Here is a 13,626-nt window from a genome sequence, read left to right on the forward strand (position 1 = left end):
GATCAGTGATGCGTGGCGATCCAGTCGCGATAGGCCGGATGGGTGTTCAAGGTGGCAAAACAATAGCCCTTGCGCTGCAAACCTTCAATCAGCGGTTCCAGCACGCCGGGCGCCCACGGGTCCTGGCGCGACCAGATGCCCAGGTGGGCGAGCAGGATGTCGCCGGGCTTGATGGTGCGCAGCGCCTGGTCCAGCAGCTTGACGTTGGGGTATTTGTCGCTGGGCAGCTCATCGCCCAGGAACCCGGCCGGCGACCAGCCCACGTGCTCGAAGCCGCAGGCCTTGGCGGCCTTCAGCAGCGCGGGCGAGGTCTTGCCGCCGGGCGCGCGGTACAGCGGCAGCATGTTCTTGCCCGTCATCTGGTGGAACCGGGTCACGGAGCGTTTGATTTCGGCGCAGTATTGCTCGGCGGTCCACTCGGCGCGCTTGCCGGCGTCGGGCCCGGCGCTGGGCTTGACGCGGAACTTGCCGCCCGGCAGGTCGCCCTGCCAGTAGACGTGGTCGTAGGTGTGCGAGGCAAAGGCGTGGCCTTCGGCGGCGCGTGCCTTCCACCAGGGCGCCCACACGTCGTCCAGGCTGGCGCCGTCGGTCAGCGTGCGCTCGTTGGCCAGAAAGAAGGTGACCTTGACCTGGTGACGGGCCAGCACGTCGGCCACCAGCGGCGCGACGCCCATGTGGCCGGTGTCGAACGTCAGGTAGACAGGCTTGTCGCAGGTGGCCTGCGGGGCCGCGCCGGCCACCGAGGTCGCCAGCGCCAGGCACAGGACCGCGGACCGGGCTTTGCCCTTAGCGGGTCGGCGCATGATTCAGGGTCCATACGCCGTGCGGCGACTTGCCCACGGGCACCTGGTTGACGACCTTCTTCTGCTCCAGGTCCACCACCGTCAGCTTGCGCGCCCAGCGCGAGGTGACCAGCAGCGTCTTGCCGTCGGCCAGCACGTCCATGCAGTCCGGGCCGCCCGGCACCGGGAAGGTGTCGACGACAGCCAGCGTCTGCAGGTCGATGCGGCTGATCGAGTTGGCGGTGCGGTTGCTGACGAACAGGTGGCGGTGGTCGCCCTGCGCGCGGAAGGCGTGCGCGCCCGCCGCTGTCTGGATGCGCTTGACCAGCTTGGCCGGGCCGTTGCTGACGTCATAGGCTTCCACGTACGAGTCGCCGGTCAGCGCCACCAGCAGCGTCTTCTGGTCGGGGGTCAGGAAGACGTCAGCGGGCGTCTTGCCCGTGGACACCGTCCACTTGGGCGTCTGCGTGGCCAGGTCGATGGCGATGAGCTGATCGCTGTCCTGCAGCGAGACGTAGGCCGTCGTGCTGTGCTTGTCGATCATGATGTGGCTGGGCGTCTTGCCCGCCTGGATGCGCTTGACCAGCGTCAGGTCAAAGCCCTTTTCGAGCGGCTTCCAGGCATAGATGTCGATGTGGTCCAGGCGGTTGGCCGCCGTGACGAACCACTTCATGTCGGGCGAAAACTGCAGCTGGTAGGGATCGACGATGCCGGTCAGCGTGCGCTGCACTTCGCCCGTCTTGGGATCCATCAGCGTGATGGAATCGCCGGTGGCGTTGGCAATCATCAGCGACTTTTCGTCGGGCGTCAGATACAGGTGATGCGGCTCTTTGCCGGTGGGCACGCGCCGCAGTTCCTTGTAGGTGGCCGGATCGATGATGCTGACGTTGGCGTCCAGGGAATTCAGGACAAAAATCGGGGCGGAAGCCGCCGCGGCGCTAAGCGCCATCCCCACGCCGAACAGGGCGTAGCGGACAAAAGACATGGGGTTCAATTTGGAGATCCGGCAAGGGGAAATCGGGCAGGCACCCGGTGCTCGCCATTTTAGGCACAGGCGCCTGACAAATGGGTCACAGGTGACGACGGAAACGCGGCGCGGCGGCAGGCTTTGACGGCAAACACGCAAGCCTGTTGCGACCCCGCAACAGGCGCGTGAAAAGCGGCATACGGCCCCGAAAAACCTACCTGGCAGGCGCCGGCTGACCGTTCGCGTCCACCCAGTTTCCAGTGCGGATATCGGCTTCTCGCAAGGCCGCCGCGCGGGAAGCCGAGGACGGTCCCAGGTCACTCTCCAGCACGCCGCCTTCCGGCCCCACGACGAACGTGCCGATGCCCGTGTGCCCGTACCGCGCGGGCCAGGCCACGATGCGGTACGTATTGCCCGCGCCACCCGGCAGCACCTTGTAGCGATAGCCGAAATACGCGTCGTCCACGGGCACGTCGGGCCCCATCGCCAGCGCATCCGGGCCAAAGGCCTGCTGCGGCGCACCGGGCACGTCGGGCCAGTACAGGCCGTCGCGCTCGCCGGCCCGGCTGACCAGCCGCGTGGCGTACCGGCCCTGGCCGACCCCTTGCGCATACCGGGTCTGCGCGGCCTGAAGTTCCTGCAGGGTTTCGATGGCGGTCAGCTCATTGCGGTCGATGGCGCGGCGCTGGATCTCTGCCTTGCCCACCACCGGGTCGAATCGCCATCCCTGGCCGGCGCGCACCAGCGGCACCGGCAGCGTCCACCCGGAATCGCCGACCGCCACCCACGAACGCCCGCCGTCGGCGACGATGTCGTGCTTGCGCACCCACGCCGCCAGGTAGCGATAGATGTTTTCCTGATCGACGCCGCCCGGCACGAGCTGCCGGTGGTTCGGACCCAGCACGGTGCGCAGGGCGTCGACGTCGTTCAAGGCCAGCGCATCGGTAAACGCCTGCGCCGCCGCCTGGGCGCTGGGATACACGGCCTGCGACATGGCGGGCGCCGCCACGCCCAGCCCAAGGACCGAAGCCACGCACAGCGCGCGCAAACGAGCGATCGTCATAGAAAGTCCCTTGTCCATGGTGCCTATCTCCGGCCGCCGCCGCGCCCGCCGCCACCGCCGCGATGGACGCCTGCCCCGCCGCCACGATGCGGCGCGCTGGCGCCGGTGCTGCGATGCCCGCCGCCGCCGCGGCTCATTTCGCCGCGCTGGTTCTGCTGCCGCATGCGGTCGCCGTCGCCCGCCCCGCTCAGCGCGTTGTGGCTGTTCGACGCCCGCGCCCGGTCGCGCGCGGCCGCCTCATCGGCGCGCTGGCGCTGGGCGGCGGCCTGCCGGTCCTGGGTCGAGATGCCGGACGTCCCGACGCTGGACGCGCCGTCGCGCGGACGATCTTGGGTCGAGACACCGGCCGTCCCGGCGCCGCGGTCCCGTCCGCCCTGTCCGGCTTGCGGCCCCTGCCCTTGCCCCCGGCCCGCCGCGCCGTCGCCCCGGCCTGCCCCCTGGCCGCGTCCGCCGTCCGCGCCGGAATGACCCGCGATCGGCTGCCCGGTCCGCCCTTCAAAAGACTGCGCCGCCCGCTGCCTGGCGGCATCGCGTGACCCGGCTGCCGGCGCCGCGCCCGCCGCGCCAAGCCCTTGGCCGCCCGCCTGCGCACGGTTCTGCAAGCCGGCCTGCCGCTGGCTGTCGAAACGCTGGCGGTTGGCGGCGTCCGCGTACGGCGCGTTGCCGCGGTTGGCGGCGTTGTGTTGCCACGTCGACCGGTTGTTGTTGACGTTGTTGCGGTCGATGCGATTGTTGACGTTGATGTTGTTGTAGCGATCCACGTCGATATCGATGTCGCCATGCCCCCAGTTCGCGTCGCCCCACATCGAATTGATCGCCGCGACGCCGATGCCGAATCCGATCCCGGCCACCAGCGAACTGGCAAACACCGACCCCGGCGGCGGGGGATAGTAATAAGGCGGATACGACGGATACGCCCACGCGCCATAGACCACCGTCGGGTTGTAACTGGGCACGTAGACGACTTGAGGATCCGCCGGCTCGATCACCACAACCGTCTTGTCATTCGCGGTGGTGGTCTTGACCGTCTGCTGCGGCGTGCTTTTCAGGTTCCCGGCCTTTTGCGCCTGTGTGCGCAGCCGCTGGACGGAATCCATGACGGCCTCCGGTTGCGCCAGGAACGCGTCGCCCACGGACTTCACCCAGCCGGGCTCGCGGCCCATCATGTCCATGACGGAGGGAAAGGCCACCAGCGACTTGACGCTGGGATCCCAGGTTTCGGCGTCGACGGCTCGCACCGCATCATCGCCGGACTGGTTGGCGTTTGCGGCCGACCATTTGGCCGCCGCCGCGACGTCATCGGGGTACGTGGATCCCATCAGGATCTGCGACAGCAGCGCGTCCGGATAGAGCGCCACGGGCGCCATCAACTGATCAAGCTGAGCGTTGCTCAGCTTGGTCTGCGCCATGGCGGGAAAAGAGAGTGACAGCCCCAGGCAAATCAGGCCGAAGAACCACGTTCGCAGTCGCCGCATTTCCGTTCTCCGCACACAGAGCAAGATGCCACAAGCCAGGAGGGAACCGCCGGATATCGCGAAGACAATATATGCCTAACGCTGGCCGTTTGGAAGCGCGGGCGGTAGTACGCCCGAACCGCGCTTATCGGCCTACAGCTTGGCGACGGACACCTCGGTCGCCTTCACGAATGCCAGGACCTCGGTGCCGATCTGCAGGTCCAGTTCCTTGACCGAGCGGGTGGTGATGACCGACGTGACAATGCCGGCGGGCGTGTCGACGTCGACTTCGGACACCACCGGGCCGAGGATGATTTCCTTGATCTTGCCGCGGAACTGGTTGCGGGCGTTGATGGACTGGATGCTCATGGTGTTGCTCCTGAAAGATGAGGATGGCGCCACGGCGGCGCCGGGTTGTGCCTGCCGGCCCGCGGCGTCAGACCGCGAGCCTCAGATGCCGGATCTGGATGACAGGCGCAAGCGGCCTGCCGTCCGGACCCGGCGTGTCGGGTTGTCCCAGCGCGGCGCGCAGCACGCGCGCCTCCAGCGCCGTAAAGGCAGCAGATCCGCGCACGCGCGGACGCGGCAGGTCCACCCGCACGTCCAGCGTCACGCGGCCCGCGTCCAGCACCAGGATCCTGTCCGCCACGGCCACCGCCTCGGCGGCGTCATGGGTGGCCAGCACGGCGGTAAAGCCTTGCCGGCGCCATGCGGCTTCCAGCTCGCCCTGCATGCCGATCCGGGCCAGCGCGTCCAGCCGGCCCAGGGGCTCGTCCAGCAGCAAAAGGCCGGGCCGGTGCGCCAGCGCGCGGGCGAGCGCGACGCGCTGGCACTGCGCGTCGGTCAGGCTGGCGGGCCAGTCGTTGGCGTGGCGCGCCAGGTCCATCTGCCGCAACGCGGCAAGCGCCCGGTGGCGCTCGGGCAATCCCAGCGCGACGTTATCGATCACGCGCTTCCACGGCAACAGGCGGGCATCCGCCCGCAACGCGCGAACACGATGGTCTGGCGCCCACAGCGGAAAGTTGTCGAACAGCACGGGCGAGCGTTGCGGCGCGCCGCCCTGTTCGCCGGTCGGGGTGGCTTCGCCGGCCAGCATCCGCAGCAGCGCGCGCTTGCCGCTGTCCGCACGCCCCACCACCGCCACGAATTCCCCCGCGGCAATGTCAAGGTCCAGCGGATGCAGCACGTCGCCGCCAACACGCCCGGCCAGCCTGCGCAACGTCACACGCAGAGGCGCAGGACGCGCGGCGTCCTCGTCCGGCGCGTTGTCCCGCTCGGCGCGGTCAGGCGCCTGCAGGTGCTGGAAGAGCTCGAACTCGTTGGGGTGGATGAACATGGCGGCCTGCCGGCGTATGCCCCTGTCCGCGGCCCTAGCGGGCCGCCTCCAGCTTCTGCTGGTAGTCGGTCTTCACGAAGCCGGCGAACGACTTCTCGGTGACCGCCAGAAACTCCGGCGACGCGTAGGCCGCTGCGATGTCCTTGACGAACGGCTTGTCGCGATCCGCCGTGCGCACGGCCACCAGGTTCTGGTAGGTGGGCGTCGTCTTTTCCAGCGCCAGCGCCTCGGTCAGCTTCAGACCCGAGGCCAGCGCGAAGTTGCCGTTCACGAACGAGAAGTCGGTGTCTTCCAGCGAACGCGGCAGTTGCGCGGCTTCCAGCGGGATGATCTTGATCTTCTTCACGTTGACCGCCACGTCCTTCTCAGACACCTGCAAGGGGTCATAGCCGTCGCGCAGTTTCACCCAACCCAATTCCTGCAACACGACCAGCGCGCGCGCCTGGTTGGTGGGATCGTTGGGCACCGCCACGCTCACGCCGTCGGGCGCCGCGTCGACGCTTTTGTACTTCTTGCTGTAGATGGCGATGGGCGCGGTCGGCACCTTGACCAGTTCGGACAGTTCAAGCTTGTTCTTGGCCGCGAAGTTCTTCAGGTAGACGATGTGCTGGAACGCGTTGGCGTCCAGCGCGCCCTGCGCCAGCGCAAAGTTGGGTTGCACGTAATCGTTGAACTCGACGATCTTGACCGTATAGCCCTGCTTTTCCAGGATGGGCTTGATGCCCAGCTTGATCTGGTCGCTGTACGGCCCGGCCGTCGCGCCGAACACGATTTCTTTTTTGGCGGGGTCGGCCGCGTGGGCGGTTCCCCCGAAGGCCAACACGGCCAGCACGGCGAGCGTCGGGGCGAGGCGATTGGTAAGCAGCATGAGTGTCCTTTGGGGTCAGCGTTTGTCGATGCGTCGCGCGACGGTATTGCCGGCGAACTGGATGATCTGCACCAGCACCACGAGCAGCGCCACGGTCAGCACCATCACGTCGGTCTGGAAGCGGTAATAGCCATAGCGGATGGCCAGGTCGCCGATGCCGCCGCCGCCGACCACGCCAGCCACGGCCGAGTACGACAGGAAGCTGACGGCCAGCACCGTCAAGGCCAGCACAAGGCCCGAACGCGCCTCCACCAGCAGCACGCGGCGCACGATCTGCAACTCCGACGCGCCCGCGGCGTGCGCGGCTTCGATCACGCCGCGCGGCACTTCACGCAGGCATTGCTCGACCAGCCGCGCGAAGTACGGAATGGCCGCGAAGGACAGCGGCACCGCTGCGGCGACCGGCCCGATCGACGTGCCCGCAATCACCCGCGTAAACGGCACCAGCGCGACGAGCAGGATGATGAAAGGAAACGAACGCACGGTATTCACCGTCCAGCTCAGCAACCGGTGCAGCACCGGACGGTCCAGCGATTGGCCGGGTCCGGTCAGGAATACGAGGATGCCGAGCGGCCCGCCGAGCAGAATGGAGGCGGCCAATGCAATGGCCAGCATCAGAAAGGTCTGTCCGACTGCCACGCCCAGTTCGGGCAGCAACTGCACAAAGGTGTCCAGCATCATGCAACCTCTTCGTAGGGGTGGGTGGCTTCGCGAATCAACTCGCGGCCCAGCGGCGAGGACAGGTGCACGTTGGCGCCCGAGATCTCTGCCTGTTCCAGCACCTCGCCGTTTTCCATCACGGCCACATGGCGGCAGAGTGCGCGCACCACGGCCAGTTCGTGCGTGACGATGACGATGGTGACGCCCAGGCGCTTGTTGATGTCGCGCAGCACGCTCAGCACCGAGCGCGTGGTTTCGGGGTCGAGCGCGGAGGTGGGCTCGTCGCACAGCAGCACGGCCGGCTCGCTGGCCAGCGCACGCGCGATCGCCACGCGCTGTTTCTGGCCGCCCGACAACTGCGCGGGATGGCTGGCCGCCTTGTCGGTCAGGCCTACGATCTCCAGGCAGTCGCGCACGCGGTCGGCGATCTGTGTCTTGCTGCGCCCGCCGTGCACGCGCAGCGCAAAGGCCACGTTCTCGAACACGGTCTCGTTCTGCAGCAGGTTGAACTGCTGGAAGATCATGCCGATGTTCTGCCGCGCCGACCGCAGGTCGCGCTTGGACAGCGCGGTGAGTTCGGTGCCGGCCACGCGCACGGCGCCTTCGTCCGGCCGCTCCAGCAGGTTGATGAGGCGCAGCAGCGTGGACTTGCCCGCGCCGCTCTTGCCGATGATGCCGAACGTGTCGCCGGCGCGGATCGACAGCGACACGTTGCGCACGGCGTCAAAGCGTCCCGCACGCGTGGCAAACGACTTGCTCACCGCATCCAGGCGGATGACGGGCTGCGGCACGGCGGGGATGTCGGAAATATCGGTCATTGCGATTGCATCAGGAATAGGCGGTGGGTTCGGGCGCCTGGTCAAGCAGCGCGTACCGACCCAGGTCGCGGATCTTGTAGGACACCGGGTCATGCAGGGTGTGGACGCGCGCGTTACGCCAATAGCGGTCGTAGCCGTAACGCGCGGAAGTGGCGCTGGCCCCTGTCACTTCAAACAGTTCCGAGCCCACCGCCAGTGCGGCGCGATGCGCCAGCACCTTGGCCTGTGCACCGGCCACCGCGACGTCGCCGCGTTCCTGCGCCGTGACGGACGGTCCGCGCGCCAGCGCCGCGTCCAGCTTCAATCCGGCCAGATCGGCCAGCGCCTCTGCCGCCTGCACGCGCAGCCAGAATTCTCCGAAGCGCTCCTGCACGTAGGGATCGTCGACATGGCGATCGACGCCGGATGCGAACCACGGCCGCGCCTCGTCGCGCACATAGCGGCGCGCCTCGTGAAAGGCGCCGCGCGCGATGCCCAGATAGAGATTGGTCATGATGAGCTGCGCCACCTGTGAACGCAGCGTGGCGCGGGCGGTGGGCGTGACGCCCGGCGCCTGCAGCACCTGAATGGATTCCAGGCGCACGTGATCGAAGCGCACCGTGCCGCTGTCGGTCTGGCGCTGGCCGAACGCATCCCAGTCGGGATTGACGGTGATGCCGTCTGCCTGCGTGGGCAGCGCGGCGATCAGCGCGGTGCCCGAAGGCTTGTGCCAGGCCGAGAACGTCAGCAGATCCGACCCGACCGAACCGGAGCTGAAGCTTTTCACGCCGTCGATGCGGTAGCCGTCCAGCTCCGCGCGGGCGATGACGCGGCGGTCCAGCGGATTGAGCGCGTTGCCCCAGAACAATTGGCGCTCGGCGGTGGGCGCCAGAAAGTAGGCCTGCTGCTCGGGCGTGCCGTACAGCAGCACACCGGCGACCTGCAGATGATGAAAGCCGAATACGTGCGCGAGCGCGCTGTCGACTTCGGCCAGGCGGCGCACCGCCGCCAGCACCGTCGACCAGTCCGCGCCCGTGCCGCCGTAGGCGGTCGGAATGGACAGGCGAAGCAGGCCGCTGGCGCGGATGCGTTCGCGCTCATGGGCCGCATGACCGCCAGCGCGGTCGCGTTCGACCGCGGTGGCAGCCAGTTCGGTCGCCAACGCTTCCAACGCAGCGCCGACCGCATCGGCCGCATGGGCCGCTCCGGCGCTGGCGCCTTCATCGTGGCGCGCTTGGCGCAACAGGGAAATCTTGGCCATCAATCGATCCTTGAAAACAGTTCGGGCCGATGCGCCGGGCTCCAGCGCAGCAGGTGGCGCGCAAGCAGGTGCACCAGCGCCTGCGACGCCGCGCTCATCGCGGCGTACAGCGCAATGCCGAGCAACAGCAGGTCGGCGCGCGCGGCGATGCGGCCCTGCTCGGCCAGGATGCCAACGCCCGACGGCGCCGCAAACACTTCCAACGCCACCAGGATCAGCCACGCGAGTCCCACGCCTTGCCGCAGCCCCGTCAGGATCGACGGCAGTGCGCCAGGCAGGATGACGTGCAGGAACAGCGCCCAGCCGTGCAGGCCATGAGACCTGCCCGTGGCGATCAATCCGGGATCCACCGCGCGGATACCGCGCACCGTCTGGCGGTAGATCGGAAAGAATGCGCCCAGCGACAGCAGCGCCAGCCGGGCCGTCTCGCCCACGCCGAGCCACAGCAGGATGAGCGGCGCAAACGCGAGCACGGGCACGAGGCCCAACGCCTGCAGCAAGGTGTCGGCCTGCTTGCCGGCGCGCCGGGCGGTGGCGTTCATCGCGCCCAGGAGCAAGGCCGCACCGCCACCCAACACCAGGCCTGCGAGCACGCGCAGCAGGCTGGCGCCCGCAGGCTCCACAGCTCGCCGCTGCGCGCCAGCGCCACCGCGGCGGCGGCAACCGTCGATGGCGCGGGCAGCAGGCGGCCGGACAGCCAGCCGGCCTGCGCGGCGCCCTGCCATGCGGCGAGGACGAGCAGGGAGGCCAGCAGTGGAGACAGCGCGGGAGCCAGAACGGACACCAGCCAAGGCGCGGCCCGCAGGTTCGGGCTGGGAGGCTTGCGCGGGGCAGACATCAGCTTGCCGACTCCTTGGGCACCAGCTCGGTCGCCATGACTTCGCCGAAGGGGCCGGTGAGCACGGTGCTGCCCGGCTTGCGCTCGCCCTTGCCGGGCAGCAGCGGGAACACCAGTTCGGCAAAGCGGTACGACTCTTCCAGGTGCGGATAGCCGGAGAAGATGAAGGTGTCGATGCCAAGGTCGGCGTACTCCTGGATGCGGGCGGCGACGGTTTCGGGATCGCCGACCAGCGCGGTGCCGGCGCCGCCGCGCACGAGGCCGACGCCCGCCCACAAGTTGGGCGAGATCTCCAGGTGCCCGCGGCCGCCGTTGCCGTCGGTCAGCTTGCCGCCATGCAACGCGGCCATGCGGCGCTGGCCTTCGGAATCCATCTTGCCGAATGCGGCCTGCGCGGCCTGCACGGCGTCTTCGCTGAGATGGCTGATGAGTTCATCGGCCGCGGCCCACGCCGCTTCGTTGGTCTCGCGCACGATGACGTGCAGCCGGATGCCGAAGCGCACGGTGCGCCCATGCCGCGCGGCGCGGGCGCGCACGTCGGCGATCTTGCGCGCAACGGCATCGGGCGGTTCGCCCCAGGTCAGGTAGACGTCGAGCTGTTCGGCCGCGAGTTCGTGCGCGGCTTCGGACGAGCCGCCAAAGTACAACGGCGGGTACGGTTTCTGGACGGGCGGATAGATGACCTTGCCGCCCTTGGAGACGAGCTGCTCGCCTTCGAAGCTGAAGCCTTCAGCCTGGTGGCTGCTTTCAAGAATGCCGCGCCAGATCTTGAGGTAATCCGCGGTGATGGCATACCGCTGGTCATGACTGACGAAGACGCCGTCGCCTTCGAGCTCGCCGGGATCGCCGCCGGTGACGACGTTGACGAGCAGCCGGCCTTCGGACAGGCGGTCGAAGGTGGCGGCCATGCGCGCGGACACCTGCGGCGAGCTGACGCCGGGGCGGATGGCGACCAGGAACTTCAGGTTGCGGGTGGCGCCGATGAGGCTGGAGGCCACGACCCACGCATCTTCGCAGGACCGGCCGGTGGGCAGCAGGACGCCGTCATAACCGAGCGTGTCGGCGGCGACGGCGACCTGGCGGAAGTAGTCATAGCTGGCGGCGCGCGCACCACGGCTGGTGCCAAGGTAACGGGAATCGCCGTGCGTGGGGATGAACCAGAAAACATCCATGCTGAAACTCCGGATCAGACGCTGAAGCCGCCCGCAAGGGCGAGGCGGCCAAGGTCGTAGGCAGGGTGGACGGCGCCGGCGCGCGGCTGCACGTGTTCGGACAGACGCTCGACGGAATCCTCGAGCCGCCCGCGCACGTCGTCGTCGATGTCGGCGTTGCCCGACTCATCGAGCCGCACCTGTTTGTCGGTGGCGTAGACGCCGGCAAGGATGTGCCGCGCGCCAAGCGCGGACAGCACGGGCTTGAGGCCGTATTCGAGGGCAAGCAGATGCGCGGGACTGCCGCCGGTGGCAATCGGCAGGACGACTTTGCCGGCGAGCGCCTTTTCATCGAGCAGGTCGAGCACGGCCTTGAGACCGCCGGAAAACGAGGCTTTGTAGACGGGCGTGGAAATGAGCACGGCGTCGGCGGCCGCAACCCGCGCACGCAGGGCGTTGGCGGCCGCGCCGGTGTAATGCCCTTCGATGAGTTCTTCGGCGGGGATGTCGCGCAGACCGAGTTCACTAATGCCTAGCCCGCGTGCACGCAGGATCTGTGCGGCGTGGCGCAGCAACGCGGAGGAACGGGACCGCTGCGACGGACTGCCCGCCAGGGTGAGGATGCTCATGGTGATCTGCTTAGGCAATGCGTTAGAAGGCGGGAACAAGCGAGCCTTTGAATTCGCGCTCGATGTAGGCGCGGACTTCGGGCGATTGATACGCGGAGACCAGCTTCTTGACCCAGGGCTGGTCGCGGTCTTTGGTGCGCACGGCGATGAGGTTGGCGTAGGGGCCATCGGCAGCCTCTCGTCCGATGGCATCGCGGGCGGGCACCAGACCGGCCTGTTCGGCGTAGTCGTTGTTGATGGACGCGGCGGTCAGATCATCAAGAGACCGTGGCAGCTGCGCGGCGTCGAGCGCAATCAGCTTGAGCTTTCGGGGGTTGGAGACGACGTCAAGCGGCGTGGCGGTGTTCTTCTGCTCGGCCTCGGGCTTGAGGGTGATGAGCTTGTAGGCGGCTAGTAGACGCAGGGCGCGGTTGCCGTTGGAGGGGTCGTTCTGAATGCCGACGGAGGCGCCTTCGGGCAGTTCGTCGAGCGATTTGATTTTGCGGGAATAGAAGCCTAGCGGCGCGGTGACGGTAAGGCCGACGGGAACGATGTCGAAGCCGCGTGCCTTGATCTGGTTGTCCAGGAAGGGCTTGTGCTGAAAGGCGTTGGCGTCGAGGTCACCGGCGTTGAGGGCGGCGTTGGGGAGTTGGTAGTCGTTGAATTTGACGAGCTTGATCTGCAGGCCGTCGCGGGCGGCGACTTGCTTGACGACGTCGAAGATTTTTTCAGCGGTGCCTACGGAGATGCCTACTGTGATGGTGTCCTTGCTGTTGTTCTGGGCTTGTGCGCTTGTGGTGAACGCGAGCGTGAGTGCTGCTGTGGTCAGGAGGCGGAGCAAGGAGGCCATTTCGTTTTGTGTCCGATGAGGTGAATGCTTGATGAGGTGATTCTGTCATCGGGGTTTGCGGGCGAAAAATACTTAGTCGATATGAGGTTATGTGTGCAAAGGGTGGGGGTGTTAGCGCGGATGGTGATTTGGTTGCTGATGGAGGCCGGCGTGGGATTGAGTTCTTAAGACGTCCGGCACGGTGGCGGCTTGCGCGGTGATTGAGTTCTTAAGACGTCCGGCACGGTGGCGGCTTGCGCGATGGTTGAGTTTTTAAGACGTCCGGCACGGTGGCGGCCCGGGGCGCGCGGGGCCACGATTGCGGTCCGGAGCCTTCGCTCCGGACTTCCCCTTCGTCATCTTCGTCCGCCTTCGGCTCCCTTCAGATTCCCTCGGGCTTATCGACGCCCCGCGCACCCCGGGCCGCCACCGCACCGGACTCTGGCAATTGAAATTTTTCGGGCAGCGGGGCGGTCAGCGTGCTTGGCCTTTTTGCGCAGATGCCTTCGGGCTAGAAGCATTTTGCGGTGCCCGTCTCCGTTCGGCCGCGCGGGCGGCCTCCGGAGACTTACGCGGCGTCTTGCGTCGTGGCGATGACGCTTCGCGTGTGGCTGCTTTTGGGTTTGGGTGTCTGACAGCCTCAAATTCGTAAGACCGAATGAGGTGTCTGACACCCTGGCGAGATTCGCTTCATACCAAGTGCATCTTCCGAGGGTGTCAGACACCTGCAGATCCGCTTCATACCACGTGCATCTTCCGAGGGTGTCAGACACCGCCAGCGGCAGACGGCATCGGTAGATTCCGGCAGCGACGGCAATAACCGTCAGTTGAACTCCAGTGCCCGATGGGCGGCGCGTACGGGTCGGCAAGTTGTGGCTGAACGTCGGGGAGTGTCAGTATTTTTGTGTTTGAGGCGTTAGAAGCGTGATAGTTGGTTCTATCAGGCTTATTGATGCTATCTCAGCGATACGGGTCAGTGAAGCGTTCTGCATAAATCACGGCGAACTGGTTC

General features: G+C 67.2%; 15 protein-coding genes. All 15 read right to left on the reverse strand.

The features are described 5' to 3' along the window. Positions 1-2: 2 nt before the first annotated feature. The 15 genes from MHZ91_RS26415 to MHZ91_RS26485 all read right to left on the reverse strand — a co-directional run bounded on the left by MHZ91_RS26415 (position 3) and on the right by MHZ91_RS26485 (position 12,635). A complete protein-coding gene (locus MHZ91_RS26415; protein ID WP_239216396.1) occupies positions 3-803 on the reverse strand; it encodes a polysaccharide deacetylase family protein in 801 nt (266 codons plus the stop codon). Then, positions 787-1,767: a hypothetical protein gene (locus MHZ91_RS26420; protein ID WP_056565095.1), complete on the reverse strand. Its 981-nt coding sequence runs from the start codon at positions 1,765-1,767 to the stop codon at positions 787-789. Before MHZ91_RS26420 ends, MHZ91_RS26415 begins: the two co-directional genes overlap by 17 nt. 196 nt (positions 1,768-1,963) lie before the next feature. Then, a complete protein-coding gene (locus tag MHZ91_RS26425; protein WP_239216397.1) occupies positions 1,964-2,812 on the reverse strand; it encodes a DUF2950 family protein in 849 nt (282 codons plus the stop codon). Between the two features lie 23 nt (positions 2,813-2,835). Continuing rightward, positions 2,836-4,287, reverse strand: coding sequence for a DUF3300 domain-containing protein (locus tag MHZ91_RS26430; RefSeq protein ID WP_239216398.1), 1,452 nt, complete (start codon positions 4,285-4,287; stop codon positions 2,836-2,838). 132 nt (positions 4,288-4,419) lie between these two features. Beyond that, on the reverse strand, positions 4,420-4,635 hold the full coding sequence (locus MHZ91_RS26435; protein ID WP_175123743.1) for a molybdopterin-binding protein: 216 nt from the start codon (positions 4,633-4,635) through the stop codon (positions 4,420-4,422). 67 nt (positions 4,636-4,702) lie between these two features. Further along, positions 4,703-5,602 (reverse strand): ATP-binding cassette domain-containing protein, encoded by a 900-nt coding sequence (locus tag MHZ91_RS26440; protein ID WP_239216399.1) that lies wholly within the window; start codon positions 5,600-5,602, stop codon positions 4,703-4,705. Positions 5,603-5,636: 34 nt separating this feature from the next. After that, the gene (locus MHZ91_RS26445; protein WP_239216400.1) at positions 5,637-6,470 is read right to left on the reverse strand and encodes a MetQ/NlpA family ABC transporter substrate-binding protein; all 834 of its coding nucleotides are present in this window, start codon (positions 6,468-6,470) and stop codon (positions 5,637-5,639) included. Between the two features lie 15 nt (positions 6,471-6,485). After that, positions 6,486-7,148: a methionine ABC transporter permease gene (locus tag MHZ91_RS26450; protein ID WP_056566920.1), complete on the reverse strand. Its 663-nt coding sequence runs from the start codon at positions 7,146-7,148 to the stop codon at positions 6,486-6,488. Beyond that, on the reverse strand, positions 7,148-7,948 hold the full coding sequence (locus MHZ91_RS26455; RefSeq protein WP_218342283.1) for a methionine ABC transporter ATP-binding protein: 801 nt from the start codon (positions 7,946-7,948) through the stop codon (positions 7,148-7,150). Before MHZ91_RS26455 ends, MHZ91_RS26450 begins: the two co-directional genes overlap by 1 nt. A gap of 10 nt (positions 7,949-7,958) precedes the next feature. After that, positions 7,959-9,188, reverse strand: a complete 1,230-nt coding sequence (locus MHZ91_RS26460) for an acyl-CoA dehydrogenase family protein (protein ID WP_239216401.1) — start codon at positions 9,186-9,188, stop codon at positions 7,959-7,961. After that, positions 9,188-9,781, reverse strand: coding sequence for an ABC transporter permease subunit (locus MHZ91_RS26465; protein ID WP_239216402.1), 594 nt, complete (start codon positions 9,779-9,781; stop codon positions 9,188-9,190). Before MHZ91_RS26465 ends, MHZ91_RS26460 begins: the two co-directional genes overlap by 1 nt. Beyond that, complete coding sequence (locus tag MHZ91_RS26470; protein ID WP_239216403.1) at positions 9,727-10,026, reverse strand: hypothetical protein; 300 nt, start codon at positions 10,024-10,026, stop codon at positions 9,727-9,729. The genes MHZ91_RS26465 and MHZ91_RS26470 overlap by 55 nt, the downstream gene beginning before the upstream one ends. After that, positions 10,026-11,198 carry an FMNH2-dependent alkanesulfonate monooxygenase gene (gene ssuD / locus MHZ91_RS26475; RefSeq protein ID WP_239216404.1) on the reverse strand — a complete coding sequence of 391 codons (1,173 nt, stop codon included), beginning with the start codon at positions 11,196-11,198 and terminating at the stop codon, positions 10,026-10,028. Before ssuD ends, MHZ91_RS26470 begins: the two co-directional genes overlap by 1 nt. Before the next feature lie 14 nt (positions 11,199-11,212). Then, entirely contained in the window at positions 11,213-11,806 is a 594-nt protein-coding gene (ssuE, locus tag MHZ91_RS26480; protein WP_218342287.1) for an NADPH-dependent FMN reductase, read from the reverse strand. Between the two features lie 22 nt (positions 11,807-11,828). After that, the gene (locus MHZ91_RS26485) at positions 11,829-12,635 is read right to left on the reverse strand and encodes a MetQ/NlpA family ABC transporter substrate-binding protein (protein ID WP_239216405.1); all 807 of its coding nucleotides are present in this window, start codon (positions 12,633-12,635) and stop codon (positions 11,829-11,831) included. Positions 12,636-13,626 lie beyond the last annotated feature (991 nt).

This window comes from Achromobacter sp. ACRQX (genome assembly GCF_022346505.1).
GTDB classification, from domain to species: domain Bacteria; phylum Pseudomonadota; class Gammaproteobacteria; order Burkholderiales; family Burkholderiaceae_B; genus Achromobacter; species Achromobacter animicus.